The sequence below is a fragment of the Rhodovulum sp. MB263 genome (genome assembly GCF_002073975.1).
Classification (GTDB): Bacteria; Pseudomonadota; Alphaproteobacteria; order Rhodobacterales; family Rhodobacteraceae; genus Rhodovulum.
This window is the reverse complement of the sequence record NZ_CP020384.1, coordinates 3,488,502-3,503,988: the sequence shown is the minus strand read 5'-3', so window position 1 is coordinate 3,503,988 and position 15,487 is coordinate 3,488,502. Positions and strand designations below refer to the sequence as shown.

Below are 15,487 nucleotides of genomic sequence, written 5' to 3'. Positions count from 1 at the left end.
CGGCCTTCACCGGGCTATCCCCTGAGGATCTGCCAAAGCTTGAGGAACCACATGCGCGGCCCGTTCACGACCCTTCGGCTCCTCCTGTTCGCCGCCGGTCTGGTGCTTATCGCCGGCTGTGCCGCGAAGGACGATATCGACGAGCCGCCAGTGCCGCTGGGCGATTTCCGGCTGGGCTATGCCATCGTCGTGGCGAAGAATGCCAAGGACATTCCGCCCTCGCGCCAGGCGACGGCGGAAGAGTGGGAGACGGTGCTGAAGGAAGAGTTGCAGCGCCGTTTCGGTCGCTATGACGGCGACAGGATCTACCATCTCGGGATTGCCGTCGACGGCTACGCACTGGCCGTTCCGGGCGTGCCGGTGATCCTGGCGCCGAAATCGATGCTGGTGGTCTCGGCCAATCTCTGGGACGACGCGGCGGGCAAGAAGCTCAATGCCGAGTCCGAGCAGCTCTCGGTCGGCGAGGGGCTGAACGGGGCCACACTGGTCGGGACCGGGTTGATCCGCAGCAGGGACGAGCAGATGCGCGCGCTGGCCCGCAACGCCGCCAAGCGGATCGAGCGCTGGCTGGTCGAGCATCGCGAGGAGTGGCTGCACTACGATCCGGAGGCCGCCCCGCCGCTCGATGCGATGGCCGGAACCGCATCGGAGGAGGCCTCCGCCCCGGCGTCCATTCCGGCTGCAGAGGTCGTTACGACCCCCCTCGATTCCGCGGCTGCGGAGGGTGCCCAGCAGCCCGGCCGGGACCCGTCCCGGGCGAACTGACGCTTGATTTCCGGCGTGCCAGAGACTAGAGAGCGCGCGATGTTGAATCGGGCCCGGAGGCGGCCCCCTAATCCATGAGGCGCCCAAGATGGGTAAGGCAAAGTTCGAACGGACGAAACCGCACGTTAACATCGGCACGATCGGCCACGTTGACCACGGCAAGACGACGCTGACGGCTGCGATCACGAAGTATTTCGGCGATTTCAAGGCCTATGACCAGATCGACGGTGCGCCCGAGGAAAAAGCGCGCGGGATCACGATCTCGACGGCGCATGTGGAATACGAGACCGAGGCGCGTCACTACGCCCACGTCGACTGCCCCGGCCACGCCGACTATGTGAAGAACATGATCACCGGTGCCGCCCAGATGGACGGCGCGATCCTGGTGGTGAACGCGGCTGACGGCCCGATGCCGCAGACCCGCGAGCACATCCTGCTGGCCCGTCAGGTCGGCGTGCCGGCTCTGGTCGTGTTCATGAACAAGGTCGACCAGGTGGACGATGCCGAGCTTCTGGAGCTCGTCGAGATGGAGATCCGCGAGCTTCTGTCGAGCTACGACTTCCCCGGCGACGACATCCCGATCATCTCGGGCTCGGCGCTTGCGGCGATGGAAGGCCGCGACCCGGAAATCGGCGAGAACAAGATCCGCGAGCTGATGGCTGCGGTCGACGAGTTCATCCCGACCCCGGAACGCCCGGTCGACCAACCCTTCCTGATGCCGATCGAGGACGTGTTCTCGATCTCGGGCCGCGGCACCGTGGTGACCGGCCGTGTCGAGCGTGGCGTGGTGAATGTGGGCGACGAGCTTGAAATCGTCGGCATCCGCGACACCAAGAAAACCACCTGCACCGGTGTCGAGATGTTCCGCAAGCTGCTGGACCGCGGCGAGGCCGGCGACAATATCGGCGCGCTGCTGCGCGGCATCGACCGCGACCAGGTCGAGCGTGGCCAGGTTCTGTGCAAGCCCGGCTCGGTGACGCCGCATACGGTGTTCGAGGCCGAGGCCTACATCCTGACCAAGGAAGAGGGTGGCCGTCACACGCCGTTCTTCGCGAACTACCGTCCGCAGTTCTACTTCCGCACGACGGACGTGACCGGGACGGTCGAGCTTCCCGAAGGCACCGAGATGGTGATGCCGGGCGACAACCTGAAGTTCAAGGTCGAGCTGATCGCCCCGATCGCGATGGAAGAGAAGCTCCGCTTCGCCATCCGTGAAGGCGGCCGCACCGTCGGCGCCGGCGTCGTCTCGAAAATCCTGAAGTGATCTGTCTCGCCTGAGCGCGAGCCGGGGCCGCCCTTCGGGGCGGCCCTTTTTCATTGGCCCGAGGCTTTGCGATATCTTCCAGCCTGAATCGGATGAGCGGATGTGTCCGGCCATGCGCGTCCGGGCGAAGGGGTGCATCTGGTCCCGGCTCGGGGCGCGGGGGGGTGGGGAATTGGTCGTTCGTCAAGCGGCTCCGGATCGCGCCAGCAGCGGCCCTGACATCGTCGCCCGCGCCTTTCCCGGACGGTCCTGGGGCGGGAGCCTCGCTGTGGCCCGGTCGCGTTTCTGCCGGGCGATTGGCTGCGGCGCTTTCGCGAAACCCGCGGCCGGTGCAAAAACCGCTCTTGATTCCCGCTGCCGCATATTTTAATCGGGCGCACGGCCTAGGGGTGTAGCTCAGTTGGTAGAGCATCGGTCTCCAAAACCGAGGGTCGGGGGTTCGAGCCCCTCCGCCCCTGCCAGGCCGCTTCCCGACAATTCGTCCAGCGGGTGTTCCCGTCGGGCCAGCTGGGCAAGTGTCACCTTCCGGTGGTCGCCCGCCTGCATCGCTGCGCCCTGCGCCTCCGGGGCTGCCCTGGACGGATGTGCGCCGTTCCGGAGTAGTTCGCGCGACTTGAGGTCAGGGCGGGGATGCGGCCGCCTGGTGAGCGTGCCGGAAGCGCCGGGCGCGGCGGTGGGGCGAACGGCCCTGTGGCGCCCTTGCAAACCGATGCCCAAGCGCGTATCTCGGCCCGGTTAACAGGCAGAACGGACCCCGCAGGCCCATGGCGAACCCTCTTCAGTTCATTCAGCAGACCCGCTCGGAAATCTCGAAGGTGGTCTGGCCGACCCGGCGCGAGGTGTTCCTGACCACGATCATGGTTTTCGCGATGGCCACGGTGATGGCCGTGTTCTTCTTTCTTGTCGACTGGTTGATCAGGATCGGTTTGCAGGCGCTGCTCGCGTTTTTCGGTTGAGGTCGGGGCCGTCGCTGCGCGCCGGGCTTGAAACCGGACGGCTGGGGCGGTAAGGCCTACGCACTTTTCCGGGCGCCGGCGTGCATCGATTCGGGTTGCGCGCTGTTTTTTGTTCCGGACAACGCAGAATTATCGCGGCCCGAACGGCCGACGGACACGAGGTAACGGTCAACATGGCGAAGCGGTGGTATTCGGTTAGCGTTCTCTCGAACTTCGAGAAGAAGGTTGCCGAACAGATCAAGCAAGCCGTGGCGGATGCCGGTCTCGAGGAAGAGATCGACGAAGTCCTGGTGCCGACCGAAGAGGTCATCGAGATCCGGCGCGGCAAGAAGGTGACGACCGAGCGGCGCTTCATGCCCGGCTATGTGCTGGTGCGCATGGAGATGACGGATCGCGGCTACCACCTCGTCACGCAGATCAACCGGGTGACCGGGTTCCTCGGGCCGCAGGGCAAGCCGATGCCGATGCGCGACGAGGAAGTGAACCAGGTTCTCAACCGGGCCGAGGAAGGCGAGGCGCAACCGCGTTCGCTGATCACCTTCGAGATCGGCGAGAACGTGACCGTGACCGACGGTCCCTTCGAGGGCTTCTCGGGCATGGTCGAGGAAGTGGATGACGACAACCAGCGCCTCAAGGTGACGGTGTCGATCTTCGGCCGGGCGACCCCGGTCGAGTTGGAATTCGCTCAGGTGTCCAAGGGGCAGCTCTGACGCGGATCCTGTGGGAGGCGAGCGGGCGCGCCCGCGGACCGCACCACTAAACCGAAGCGCCGCCCTCGCGAGGGGTCCGGCGCGGTGAATTGAAGGAGATGGCCAGATGGCCAAGAAGGTAATCGGGAAGCTCAAGCTTCAGGTGAAGGCGGGTCAGGCGAACCCGTCGCCGCCAGTCGGTCCCGCGCTCGGTCAGCGCGGCATCAACATCATGGAATTCTGCAAGGCGTTCAACGCCAAGACCCAGGACATGGAGCCCGGTGCGCCGTGCCCGACGGTCATCACCTACTACCAGGACAAGTCCTTCTCGATGGACATCAAGACGCCCCCGGCGTCTTACTACCTCAAGAAGGCGGCGGGCCTGAAGCCGGTCGGCAAGCGGAACCGTCCGAAAGGCTCGGAAAAGCCCGGTCGCGAGACTGCCGGCACCGTGACCGTCGCCCAGGTGCGCGAGATCGCCGAAGCGAAGATGAAGGATCTGAACGCCAGCGATGTCGAGGGCGCGATGCAGATCATCCTGGGGTCGGCCCGCTCGATGGGCATCGAGGTTAAGGGGTAAGCGCAATGGCGAAACATGGGAAACGTGTCCGCGCCGCGCGGGAAGCCTTTGCCGGCAAGGAAAACCTGTCGGTCGAGGAGGCGGTGAGCCTCGTCAAGGAAAACGCCTCGGCCAAGTTTGACGAGACGCTGGAAATCGCGCTGAATCTCGGCGTCGATCCGCGCCATGCCGACCAGATGGTCCGTGGCGTCGTCACCCTGCCGAACGGCACCGGCAAGACCGTGCGTGTGGCGGTCTTCGCCCGCGGCGCCAAGGCCGATGAGGCCAAGGCCGCTGGCGCCGATATCGTCGGGGCCGAGGATCTGATGGAGACCATTCAGGGCGGCGCGATCGAGTTCGATCGCTGCATCGCGACCCCGGACATGATGCCGATCGTCGGTCGTCTGGGCAAGATCTTGGGTCCCCGCAACCTGATGCCGAACCCCAAGGTCGGCACCGTCACCATGGATGTCGCCTCTGCGGTTCAGGCCGCCAAGGGCGGTGAGGTCCAGTTCCGGGTCGAGAAGGCGGGCGTGATTCATGCCGGCGTCGGCAAGGCGTCGTTCGATGCCGCCAAGCTGGCCGAGAACGTGCGCGCCTTCGTCGATGCCGTGGTCAAGGCCAAGCCGGCCGGCGCCAAGGGCACCTACATGAAGAAGGTGAGCCTCAGCTCGACCATGGGCCCGGGCGTGTCGGTCGACGTGACCTCGGCAACTGGCAATTGATCTGGGGCAGGTGAACCCCTATCCTAGAGAGAGTTTCCGGGACTCGTGCCCGGGAATGGCGGGGCGGAAACGCCCCGTCCTGTCCGAGACGGAGGGTGTGGGGGTCATCCCCGCTTAATATCCTTCCCGAGATGGGGAAACGAGACAGAATTCCGTGGGGAAACCCTCGGGCGATCCTGGCCTCGGGACCCATACGGACCCGAAAGCCGGCAAGCAGGCCGGCAAACCTAGAGCCGGGGGGAAACCCCCAAATTGGAGTGAAACTGTGGATAGAGCCCAGAAAGAGAAAGTGGTCGAGGAACTCGGCCAGATCTTCGAAAGCTCTGGCGTCGTGGTGGTTGCCCACTACGCGGGTCTCACGGTTGCCGAGATGCAGGACCTGCGCGCACGCATGCGTGAAGCGGGTGGGTCCGTCCGCGTCGCCAAGAACAGGCTCGCCAAGATCGCCCTGGAAGGAAAGCCCTGCGCAAGCTTGGCCACTCTTCTGACGGGCATGACCGTTCTGACCTATTCCGAGGACCCGGTGGCTGCTGCCAAGGTCGCGGAAGGCTTTGCCAAGGACAACTCGAAATTCGAGATCCTCGGCGGCGCCATGGGTGAGACGGCCCTGGACCGGGCCGGTGTCAAGGCAGTGTCCGAAATGCCGTCGCGCGAGGAGCTTATCGCTTCGATCGTCGGCTGCATCGGTGCACCCGCCGCGAACATCGCCGGTGCGATTGGCGCGCCCGCTTCCAATATCGCGAGCATCCTCTCGACCATCGAGGAGCGTGCGGAAGCCGCTTGAGCAACTTGTGATCCCGCGTGAAGGCAGATGCCTCGCGTTGGAACAGACAATGTGAAAGAACGGAACAGAAAATGGCTGATCTGAAAAAACTCGCCGAAGAGATCGTGAACCTCACGCTTCTCGAGGCCCAGGAACTGAAAACCATCCTGAAAGACGAATACGGCATCGAGCCCGCCGCCGGCGGCGCCGTGATGATGGCAGGCCCGGCTGCCGGTGGCGAAGCCGCAGCTGCCGAAGAGCAGACCGAATTCGACGTCATCCTGAAATCGGCTGGCGCGAACAAGATCAACGTCATCAAGGAAGTCCGCGCGATCACCGGCCTTGGCCTGAAAGAAGCTAAGGACCTGGTCGAAGCCGGCGGCAAAGCCGTCAAGGAAGGCGTCGACAAGGCCGAAGCCGAGGACATCAAAGGCAAACTCGAAGCGGCTGGCGCCGAAGTCGAGCTGAAGTGATCGGGACCGCGGGCCGCGTGCCCGTGACCTGAGGAATGTTGGCTGGGTCCGGCGGTTCGTCCGGGCCCAGCCGAACCTGTCTTGGAAAGGGCTTGATCCGTAAGCTCTTTCCAAGGTGCGGTTCTAGGTTCGGGAGCGGTCGGTGGGACGGTCCGCAGGAATTGAACCTTACCCCCCTTCATCGCGAGCGGCGCGCCACCGGGGCCCGACGGCGGATGCGCCCGCGACAGACGAAAGGTGAGACCACACATGGCTCAGAGCTACGTTGGCCAGAAACGACTCCGCAAATACTACGGCAAGATCCAGGAAGTTCTGGAGATGCCGAACCTCATCGAGGTCCAGAAATCCTCCTATGATCTGTTCCTGAACTCCGGCGACGGGGCGGCACCCGCCGATGGCGAGGGCATCCAGGGGGTGTTCCAGTCGGTCTTCCCGATCAAGGACTTCAACGAGACGGCCGTGCTCGAATTCGTTCGTTACGAGCTCGAGAAGCCGAAATACGATGTCGAGGAATGCCAGCAGCGCGACATGACCTACTCGGCGCCGCTCAAGGTGACGCTGCGTCTGATCGTGTTTGATGTCGACGAGGATACCGGCGCCAAGTCGGTGAAGGACATCAAGGAACAGGACGTGTTCATGGGCGACATGCCGCTCATGACCCAGAACGGGACCTTCATCGTGAACGGGACCGAACGGGTGATCGTGTCCCAGATGCACCGGTCCCCGGGCGTCTTCTTCGACCATGACAAGGGCAAGACCCATTCCTCGGGCAAGCTGCTCTTTGCCTGCCGGATCATTCCCTATCGCGGCTCCTGGCTCGATTTCGAATTCGACGCCAAGGACATCGTCTTCGCGCGGATCGACCGCCGCCGGAAGCTGCCGGTGACGACCCTGCTCTATGCGCTGGGGCTCGATCAGGAAGGCATCATGGATGCCTATTACGATACCGTCTCGTTCCGGCTGGAACGCAACCGCGGCTGGGTCACCAAGTTCTTCCCCGAACGCGTGCGCGGCACCCGTCCGACCTATGATCTGGTCGATGCCGATACCGGCGAGGTGATCTGCAAGGCCGGTGACAAGGTCACGCCGCGTCAGGTCAAGAAGCTGATTGAGGAAGGCCGGGTCACCGAGCTGATGGTGCCGTTCGACCATATCGTCGGCCGTTATGTCGCCAAGGACATCATCAACGAAGAGACCGGCGCGATCTATGTCGAGGCCGGCGACGAGCTGACCTGGGTCGTCGACAAGGATGGCGATGTCACCGGCGGCACTCTGAAAGAGCTGCTGGATGCGGGCATCACCGACATCCCGGTGCTGGACATCGACAATGTCACCGTCGGCCCGTACATGCGCAACACCATGGCGATGGACAAGAACATGGGCCGCGACACCGCGCTCATGGACATCTACCGCGTCATGCGCCCGGGCGAGCCGCCGACCGTCGAGGCCGCGACCAACCTGTTCAACTCGCTGTTCTTCGATTCCGAACGCTACGACCTGTCGGCCGTCGGCCGGGTCAAGATGAACATGCGCCTGAACCTCGATGCGCCCGACACCCAGCGCACGCTGCGCCATGACGACATCATCTCGTGCATCAAGGCCCTGGTCGAATTGCGCGACGGCAAGGGCGAAGTCGACGATATCGACCACCTCGGCAACCGCCGGGTCCGGTCCGTCGGCGAGCTGATGGAAAACCAGTACCGCGTCGGCCTGCTGCGGATGGAACGCGCCATCAAGGAGCGGATGTCCTCGGTCGAGATCGACACGGTGATGCCGCAGGATCTAATCAACGCCAAGCCCGCGGCTGCCGCGGTGCGCGAGTTCTTCGGGTCCTCGCAGCTGTCGCAGTTCATGGACCAGAACAACCCGCTGTCGGAAGTCACCCACAAGCGGCGCCTCTCGGCCCTCGGGCCGGGCGGTCTGACCCGTGAGCGCGCGGGCTTCGAGGTGCGCGACGTTCACCCCACCCACTATGGCCGGATGTGCCCGATCGAGACGCCCGAGGGGCCGAACATCGGTCTGATCAACTCGCTGGCCACCTTCGCGCGGGTGAACAAGTACGGCTTCATCGAGACCCCTTACCGGGTGGTCAATGAGGGCCAGGTGACCGACGAGGTCCACTACATGTCCGCGACCGAAGAGATGCGGCACGTCGTGGCTCAGGCCAACGCCACGCTCGACGAGGACGGCAAGTTTCTCAACGAGATGGTCAACACCCGGCAGGCCGGTGAATATACGCTGAACCCGGTCGACACTGTCGACCTGATCGACGTGTCTCCGAAGCAGCTGGTCTCGGTCGGGGCCTCGCTGATCCCGTTCCTCGAAAACGACGACGCCAACCGCGCGCTGATGGGCGCGAACATGCAGCGTCAGGCCGTGCCTCTGCTGCAGGCCGATGCGCCCTTCGTGGGCACCGGCATGGAAAGCAAGGTCGCCATCGACTCGGGCGCCGCGATCCAGGCCCGCCGCGGCGGGATCATCGACCAGGTCGATGCGCAGCGGATCGTGATCCGGGCGACGGAAGATCTGGAGCCGGGCGATCCGGGCGTCGACATCTACCGTCTGCGCAAGTTCCAGCGGTCGAACCAGAACACCTGCATCAACCAGAAGCCTCTGGTGAAGGTGGGCGACACGGTGCTGAAGGGCGAGGTGATCGCCGACGGCCCGTCGACCGACATGGGCGAGCTGGCCCTCGGCAAGAACGTGGCCGTCGCGTTCATGCCCTGGAACGGCTACAACTACGAGGACTCGATCCTGATCTCGGAACGGGTCGCCCGCGATGACGTCTTCACCTCGATCCATATCGAGGAATTCGAGGTCGCCGCCCGCGATACCAAGCTGGGTCCGGAAGAGATCACCCGCGACATCCCCAATGTCGGCGAGGAAGCCCTGCGCAACCTCGACGAGGCAGGCATCGTCTATATCGGCGCCGAAGTCGGCCCGGGCGATATTCTCGTGGGCAAGATCACGCCCAAGGGCGAAAGCCCGATGACTCCGGAAGAAAAGCTTCTTCGGGCGATCTTCGGCGAAAAGGCGTCTGATGTGCGGGATACCTCGCTGCGCCTGCCGCCGGGGGATTACGGCACCGTCGTCGAGGTGCGGGTCTTCAACCGGCACGGCGTCGAAAAGGACGAACGTGCCCTGCAGATCGAGCGCGAGGAAGTCGAACGTCTTGCCCGTGACCGGGACGACGAGATGGGCATCCTGGAACGCAACATCTATGCGCGTCTGAAGTCGATGATCCTTGGCAAGGTCGCCGTGAAGGGGCCGCGCGGGGTCAAGCCGAACTCGGAGATCACCGAGGAACTGCTGGAAACGCTGTCGCGCGGCCAGTGGTGGCAGCTTGCCCTGGAAGGCGAAGAGGATGCCGGACAGGTCGAGGCCCTGAACTCGCAGTTCGAGGCGCAGAAACGTGCGCTTGAGCACCGCTTCGAGGACAAGGTCGAGAAGGTGCGCCGCGGCGACGACATGCCTCCCGGCGTGATGAAGATGGTCAAGGTCTTCATCGCGGTGAAGCGCAAGCTTCAGCCCGGCGACAAGATGGCCGGCCGTCACGGCAACAAGGGCGTCGTCTCGCGCGTGGTGCCGATGGAGGACATGCCGTTCCTCGAGGACGGGACCCCGGTCGATCTGGTGATGAACCCGCTCGGCGTGCCGTCGCGTATGAACGTCGGCCAGATCCTCGAGACCCATATGGGCTGGGCCGCGCGCGGCCTGGGGCAGCAGATCCAGGAGGCGCTTCACGAGTACAAGCGCTCGGGCGATCTGACGCCGGTGCGGGATGCGATGCATCACGCCTATGGCGACGAGGTCTATGACGAGGTGATCCGCGACATGGACGAGGCGCATCTGGTCGAATCCGCGTCCTCGGTGACCCGCGGCGTGCCGATCGCGACTCCGGTCTTCGACGGCGCCAAGGAGCAGGACATCAATGATGCGCTGATCCGTGCGGGCTTCGACACCTCGGGGCAGTCGGTGCTGTTCGACGGCCAGACGGGCGAACGTTTCGCCCGGAAGGTCACCGTCGGCATGAAGTACCTGCTGAAGCTGCACCACCTTGTCGACGAGAAGATCCACGCGCGGTCGACCGGGCCCTACAGCCTCGTCACCCAGCAGCCCCTGGGCGGCAAGGCACAGTTCGGCGGCCAGCGTTTCGGGGAGATGGAGGTCTGGGCTCTGGAAGCCTATGGCGCCGCCTATACCCTGCAGGAAATGCTGACGGTGAAGTCGGACGATGTGGCGGGCCGGACCAAGGTCTATGAGTCCATCGTCAAGGGCGAAGACAATTTCGAGGCCGGCGTGCCGGAATCCTTCAACGTTCTGGTGAAGGAAGTCCGCGGCCTTGGGCTGAACATGGAACTCCTGGACGCGGAGGACGACGAGTAGGGGCGCATGAATTTTCGCGGAAAATTCGTGACGATTTTTCCGCGAAGAATCGCGCCCTTGTCCCTCCCTTTGCGCTGATTTGAAGGACTTCAAGATGAACCAGGAACTGACCACCAACCCGTTCAACCCGCTGGCCTCGCCCAAGCAGTTCGACGAGATCAAGGTCTCGCTGGCCTCGCCCGAACGGATCCTTTCGTGGTCCTATGGCGAGATCAAGAAACCCGAGACCATCAACTACCGGACGTTCAAGCCCGAGCGTGACGGTCTCTTCTGTGCGCGGATCTTCGGACCGATCAAGGACTACGAGTGCCTTTGCGGCAAGTACAAGCGCATGAAATATCGCGGCGTCGTCTGCGAGAAATGCGGTGTCGAGGTGACGCTGCAGAAGGTCCGCCGCGAGCGGATGGGCCATATCGAGCTGGCTGCGCCGGTCGCGCATATCTGGTTCCTCAAGTCGCTGCCCTCGCGCATCGGCCTGATGCTGGACATGACGCTTCGCGATCTCGAACGCGTGCTCTATTTCGAGAACTACGTGGTGATCGAACCCGGTCTGACCGATCTGAGCTACGGCCAGATGATGACCGAGGAAGAGTATCTCGACGCGCAGGACCAGTTCGGCGCCGATGCCTTCACCGCCGGGATCGGCGCCGAGGCGATCCGCGAGATGCTGTCGCAGATCGATCTCGAGGCCGAGGCAGAGCGGCTGCGCGAGGAACTGAAGGAAGCCACCGGCGAACTGAAGCCGAAAAAGATCATCAAGCGGCTGAAGGTCGTTGAGAGCTTCATCGAATCCGGCAACCGCCCGGAATGGATGGTGCTGACCGTGATCCCGGTCATCCCGCCGGAATTGCGTCCTCTGGTGCCGCTCGATGGTGGCCGCTTCGCCACGTCGGATCTCAATGACCTCTACCGCCGGGTGATCAACCGGAACAACCGTCTGAAACGGCTGATCGAGCTGCGCGCGCCCGACATCATCGTCCGCAACGAAAAGCGGATGCTGCAGGAATCGGTCGATGCGCTGTTCGATAACGGCCGCCGCGGCCGGGTCATCACCGGCGCCAACAAGCGTCCGCTGAAATCGCTGAGCGACATGCTCAAGGGCAAGCAGGGCCGGTTCCGCCAGAACCTTCTGGGCAAACGGGTCGACTTCTCGGGCCGTTCGGTGATCGTGACCGGCCCCGAGCTGAAGCTGCACCAGTGCGGGCTGCCGAAGAAGATGGCGCTCGAGCTGTTCAAGCCGTTCATCTATTCGCGGCTCGAGGCCAAGGGGCTGTCCTCGACCGTCAAGCAGGCCAAGAAGCTGGTCGAGAAGGAACGTCCCGAGGTCTGGGACATTCTCGACGAGGTGATCCGCGAACACCCGGTGATGCTGAACCGGGCGCCGACGCTTCACCGTCTGGGCATCCAGGCCTTCGAGCCGACGCTGATCGAAGGCAAGGCGATCCAGCTGCACCCGCTGGTCTGCTCGGCCTTCAACGCCGACTTCGACGGCGACCAGATGGCCGTGCACGTTCCGCTGAGCCTCGAGGCCCAGCTGGAAGCGCGGGTCCTGATGATGTCGACCAACAACGTGCTGTCGCCCGCCAACGGCGCGCCGATTATCGTTCCGTCGCAGGACATGATCCTCGGGCTCTATTACATCACGATGGAGCGCAAGGGCATGAAGGGCGAGGGCATGGCCTTTGCCGATGTCGACGAGGTGCAGCACGCGCTCGATTCCGGCGAGGTGCATCTGCATGCCGGCGTCACGGCGCGGATCAAGCAGATCGACGAGCACGGCAACGAGGTCTACAAGCGCTACGAAACCACACCCGGCCGGATCCGGCTGGGGGCGCTGCTGCCGATGAACGCCAAGGCGCCGTTCGAGCTGGTCAACCGGCTCCTGCGGAAGAAAGAGGTGCAGCAGGTCATCGACACCGTCTACCGCTATTGCGGCCAGAAGGAGTCGGTCATCTTCTGTGACCAGATCATGGGGCTCGGGTTCCGCGAGGCGTTCAAGGCCGGGATCTCCTTCGGCAAGGATGACATGGTCATCCCGAATACGAAGTGGGAAATCGTCGAGGGCGTGCGCGAGCAGGTCAAGGAATTCGAACAGCAGTACATGGACGGCCTGATCACTCAGGGCGAGAAGTACAACAAGGTTGTCGATGCCTGGTCGAAATGCTCCGACGAGGTCGCCTCGGCGATGATGGCCGAGATCTCGGCGGTCCGCGTCGACGATGCCGGTGCCGAGAAGGAACCGAACTCGGTTTACATGATGGCCCATTCGGGCGCCCGGGGCTCGCCGGCGCAGATGAAGCAGCTGGGCGGCATGCGCGGCCTGATGGCCAAGCCTTCGGGCGAGATCATCGAGACCCCGATCATCTCGAACTTCAAGGAAGGCCTGACCGTGCTCGAGTACTTCAACTCGACCCACGGCGCCCGGAAGGGTCTGGCCGATACCGCGCTGAAGACGGCGAACTCGGGGTACCTGACCCGGCGTCTGGTCGACGTCGCCCAGGACTGCATCGTGCGCAGCCACGATTGCGGCACCGAGAACGCCATCACCTGCGAGGCGGCGATCAATGACGGCGAGGTCGTGGCAACGCTTGCCGAGCGTCTGCTCGGCCGGGTCGCGGCCGATGACGTGCTGAAGCCCGGTACCGACGAGGTGCTGGTCACCCGCAACGAGCTGATCGACGAACGCAAGGCGGATGCGATCGAGAAGGCCGGTGTCGCCACCGTCCGGATCCGGTCGCCGCTGACCTGCGAGGCCGAAGAGGGCGTCTGCGCGGCCTGCTACGGCCGTGATCTGGCGCGCGGCACCAAGGTGAACATCGGCGAGGCTGTCGGTATCATCGCCGCGCAGTCGATCGGCGAGCCCGGCACCCAGCTGACGATGCGGACCTTCCACATCGGCGGTATCGCCCAGGGTGGCCAGCAGTCCTTCCAGGAGGCCAGCCAGGAGGGCCGGGTCGAGTTCCGCAACCCCAACCTGCTGACCAATGCGGCGGGCGAGCAGATCGTCATGGGCCGGAACATGCAGCTGGCCATCATCGACGATAACGATGTCGAGCGGGCGAGCTTCAAGCTGGGCTACGGCACCAAGGTCTTCGTGGCCGAGGATGCCCGGGTGGCACGGGGCGACAAGCTGTTCGAATGGGACCCTTATACCCTGCCGATCATCGCCGAGAAGGCGGGGCGCGCCAGGCTCGTGGACCTCGTGACCGGGATTTCGGTCCGCGAGGATACCGACGATGCCACCGGCATGACCCAGAAGATCGTGTCCGACTGGCGCACCGCGCCCAAGGGCAACGAACTGAAGCCCGAGATCATCATCGTCGATCCCGAAACCGGCGAGCCGGTCCGCAACGAAGCGGGCAACCCGGTCACTTATCCGATGTCGGTGGATGCGATCCTCTCGGTCGAGGATCAGCAGGAAATCCGGGCCGGTGACGTGGTGGCGCGTATCCCGCGCGAAGGGGCCAAGACCAAGGACATCACCGGCGGTCTGCCGCGGGTGGCGGAACTGTTCGAGGCCCGTCGTCCGAAGGATCACGCGATCATCGCCGAGATCGACGGCTATGTGCGCTTCGGCCGCGACTACAAGAACAAGCGGCGGATCACCATCGAGCCGGCGGACGAGACCATCCAGCCCGTCGAATACATGGTGCCCAAGGGCAAGCACATCCCGGTGCAGGAAGGCGACTTCGTGCAGAAGGGCGACTACATCATGGACGGCAACCCGGCGCCGCATGACATCCTTGCGATCATGGGTGTCGAGGCGCTGGCGAACTACATGATCGACGAGGTGCAGGACGTCTACCGGCTGCAGGGCGTGAAGATCAACGACAAGCATATCGAGGTGATCGTCCGCCAGATGCTGCAGAAATGGGAGATCTCGGATTCGGGAGACACCACGCTTCTGAAGGGCGAGCATGTCGACAAGGCCGAGTTCGACGACGCCAACGACAAGGTGCTGGCGCGCGGCGGACGCCCCGCCGAGGGCCAGCCGATCCTTCTGGGGATCACCAAGGCCTCGCTGCAGACCCGGTCCTTCATCTCGGCGGCCTCCTTCCAGGAGACGACGCGGGTGCTGACCGAAGCCTCGGTCCAGGGCAAACGCGACAAGCTGGTCGGGCTGAAGGAAAACGTCATTGTCGGCCGGCTGATCCCGGCGGGCACCGGCGGGGCCAGCCAGCGCGTGCGCCGCATCGCGGCCGAGCGCGACCAGAAGGTCATCGATGCCCGTCAGGCCGAGGCCATTTCGGCCGCGGCTCTGGCGGCCCCGATGGACACTTTCAGTTCGTCCGATGACGACGATCTGGGGCTGGTGGAAACGCCCGAGAGCCGCGAATAAGCTCGACGAAGACCCCAGGTCGCAAGATCGCCCCCGCCCGTCATGGGCGGGGGCTTTTCGTTGGGGCCGTGCCCGGCCAAGCTACGCCTCGGGCGGGCCGCGCGGTAGCGCAAGCCGCCTTGCGGCCTTGCGGGGGGGCAGGGACCTCCGCCGCATCCTGCCTGCCTTGGGCCACGGATCCTGTGGACCGGATGTCGTCGCGCGGCCCGGTTGGGCCTCCGGACGCCATCTGCTCGGCCTTCTCCGCGCGGCAAGATCGTAGCAAGGCCCACCTTGCCCGTTGGCGGCCCTGGCGCGCGGTGGCCGGGCCGCGATGCGCCTGGCGCCGTAGCGACCTGCCTCATTCGGGGCGCCGGCTTTCTGCGACGCGGCCGGAGCGGCGATCCGCAGGCCCGGTCTCTGGTCCGGGCGAGGGGCGGCAGCCCGCCTCGGTCCATGCGTGCGGATTGCATTTGGCGGCGGTATCCTGCGGGATGTCGGTAACCGGGATCTGCGGCGGCCGGCCCCCGACCATCCCTGCGGGACGGACGTTGCGCCCCTTGCCGAGGCCCTGGCAGGGCACCCGGGC

At 64.5% G+C, this 15,487-nt stretch carries 10 protein-coding genes and 1 tRNA gene; all 11 read left to right on the top strand.

Features of this window, described 5'->3' with window-relative positions:
* Positions 1-51: 51 nt before the first annotated feature.
* Positions 52-765, top strand: coding sequence for a hypothetical protein (locus B5V46_RS16320; RefSeq protein WP_231119155.1), 714 nt, complete (start codon positions 52-54; stop codon positions 763-765).
* Between the two features lie 88 nt (positions 766-853).
* On the top strand, positions 854-2,029 hold the full coding sequence (gene tuf, locus B5V46_RS16315; protein ID WP_080617572.1) for an elongation factor Tu: 1,176 nt from the start codon (positions 854-856) through the stop codon (positions 2,027-2,029).
* 385 nt (positions 2,030-2,414) lie between these two features.
* Positions 2,415-2,490, top strand: a tRNA-Trp gene (locus tag B5V46_RS16310).
* 303 nt (positions 2,491-2,793) lie between these two features.
* On the top strand, positions 2,794-2,985 hold the full coding sequence (gene secE, locus B5V46_RS16305) for a preprotein translocase subunit SecE (RefSeq protein WP_080617571.1): 192 nt from the start codon (positions 2,794-2,796) through the stop codon (positions 2,983-2,985).
* A 173-nt stretch (positions 2,986-3,158) separates the two neighbouring features.
* Positions 3,159-3,695, top strand: a complete 537-nt coding sequence (gene nusG / locus B5V46_RS16300) for a transcription termination/antitermination protein NusG (protein ID WP_080617570.1) — start codon at positions 3,159-3,161, stop codon at positions 3,693-3,695.
* Positions 3,696-3,801: 106 nt separating this feature from the next.
* Positions 3,802-4,254 carry a 50S ribosomal protein L11 gene (rplK, locus tag B5V46_RS16295; protein WP_080617569.1) on the top strand — a complete coding sequence of 151 codons (453 nt, stop codon included), beginning with the start codon at positions 3,802-3,804 and terminating at the stop codon, positions 4,252-4,254.
* A 5-nt stretch (positions 4,255-4,259) separates the two neighbouring features.
* Positions 4,260-4,958 carry a 50S ribosomal protein L1 gene (rplA, locus tag B5V46_RS16290; RefSeq protein ID WP_080617568.1) on the top strand — a complete coding sequence of 233 codons (699 nt, stop codon included), beginning with the start codon at positions 4,260-4,262 and terminating at the stop codon, positions 4,956-4,958.
* 265 nt (positions 4,959-5,223) lie between these two features.
* The gene (rplJ, locus tag B5V46_RS16285; protein WP_080617567.1) at positions 5,224-5,742 is read left to right on the top strand and encodes a 50S ribosomal protein L10; all 519 of its coding nucleotides are present in this window, start codon (positions 5,224-5,226) and stop codon (positions 5,740-5,742) included.
* A 71-nt stretch (positions 5,743-5,813) separates the two neighbouring features.
* Positions 5,814-6,194 (top strand): 50S ribosomal protein L7/L12, encoded by a 381-nt coding sequence (gene rplL / locus B5V46_RS16280; RefSeq protein ID WP_042456871.1) that lies wholly within the window; start codon positions 5,814-5,816, stop codon positions 6,192-6,194.
* Between the two features lie 249 nt (positions 6,195-6,443).
* Positions 6,444-10,580 carry a DNA-directed RNA polymerase subunit beta gene (gene rpoB, locus B5V46_RS16275; protein ID WP_080617566.1) on the top strand — a complete coding sequence of 1,379 codons (4,137 nt, stop codon included), beginning with the start codon at positions 6,444-6,446 and terminating at the stop codon, positions 10,578-10,580.
* Positions 10,581-10,674: 94 nt separating this feature from the next.
* The gene (gene rpoC / locus B5V46_RS16270) at positions 10,675-14,919 is read left to right on the top strand and encodes a DNA-directed RNA polymerase subunit beta' (RefSeq protein ID WP_080617565.1); all 4,245 of its coding nucleotides are present in this window, start codon (positions 10,675-10,677) and stop codon (positions 14,917-14,919) included.
* The last annotated feature ends 568 nt before the right edge of the window (positions 14,920-15,487 follow it).

Bases quoted from the DNA above. Each gene is read 5' to 3' on its own strand.
- B5V46_RS16320 (WP_231119155.1), top strand. From the start codon at position 52: ATGCGCGGCCCGTTCACGACCCTTCGGCTCCTCCTGTTCGCCGCCGGT.
- tuf (WP_080617572.1), top strand. From the start codon at position 854: ATGGGTAAGGCAAAGTTCGAACGGACGAAACCGCACGTTAACATCGGC.
- secE (WP_080617571.1), top strand. From the start codon at position 2,794: ATGGCGAACCCTCTTCAGTTCATTCAGCAGACCCGCTCGGAAATCTCG.
- nusG (WP_080617570.1), top strand. From the start codon at position 3,159: ATGGCGAAGCGGTGGTATTCGGTTAGCGTTCTCTCGAACTTCGAGAAG.
- rplK (WP_080617569.1), top strand. From the start codon at position 3,802: ATGGCCAAGAAGGTAATCGGGAAGCTCAAGCTTCAGGTGAAGGCGGGT.
- rplA (WP_080617568.1), top strand. From the start codon at position 4,260: ATGGCGAAACATGGGAAACGTGTCCGCGCCGCGCGGGAAGCCTTTGCC.
- rplL (WP_042456871.1), top strand. From the start codon at position 5,814: ATGGCTGATCTGAAAAAACTCGCCGAAGAGATCGTGAACCTCACGCTT.
- rpoB (WP_080617566.1), top strand. From the start codon at position 6,444: ATGGCTCAGAGCTACGTTGGCCAGAAACGACTCCGCAAATACTACGGC.
- rpoC (WP_080617565.1), top strand. From the start codon at position 10,675: ATGAACCAGGAACTGACCACCAACCCGTTCAACCCGCTGGCCTCGCCC.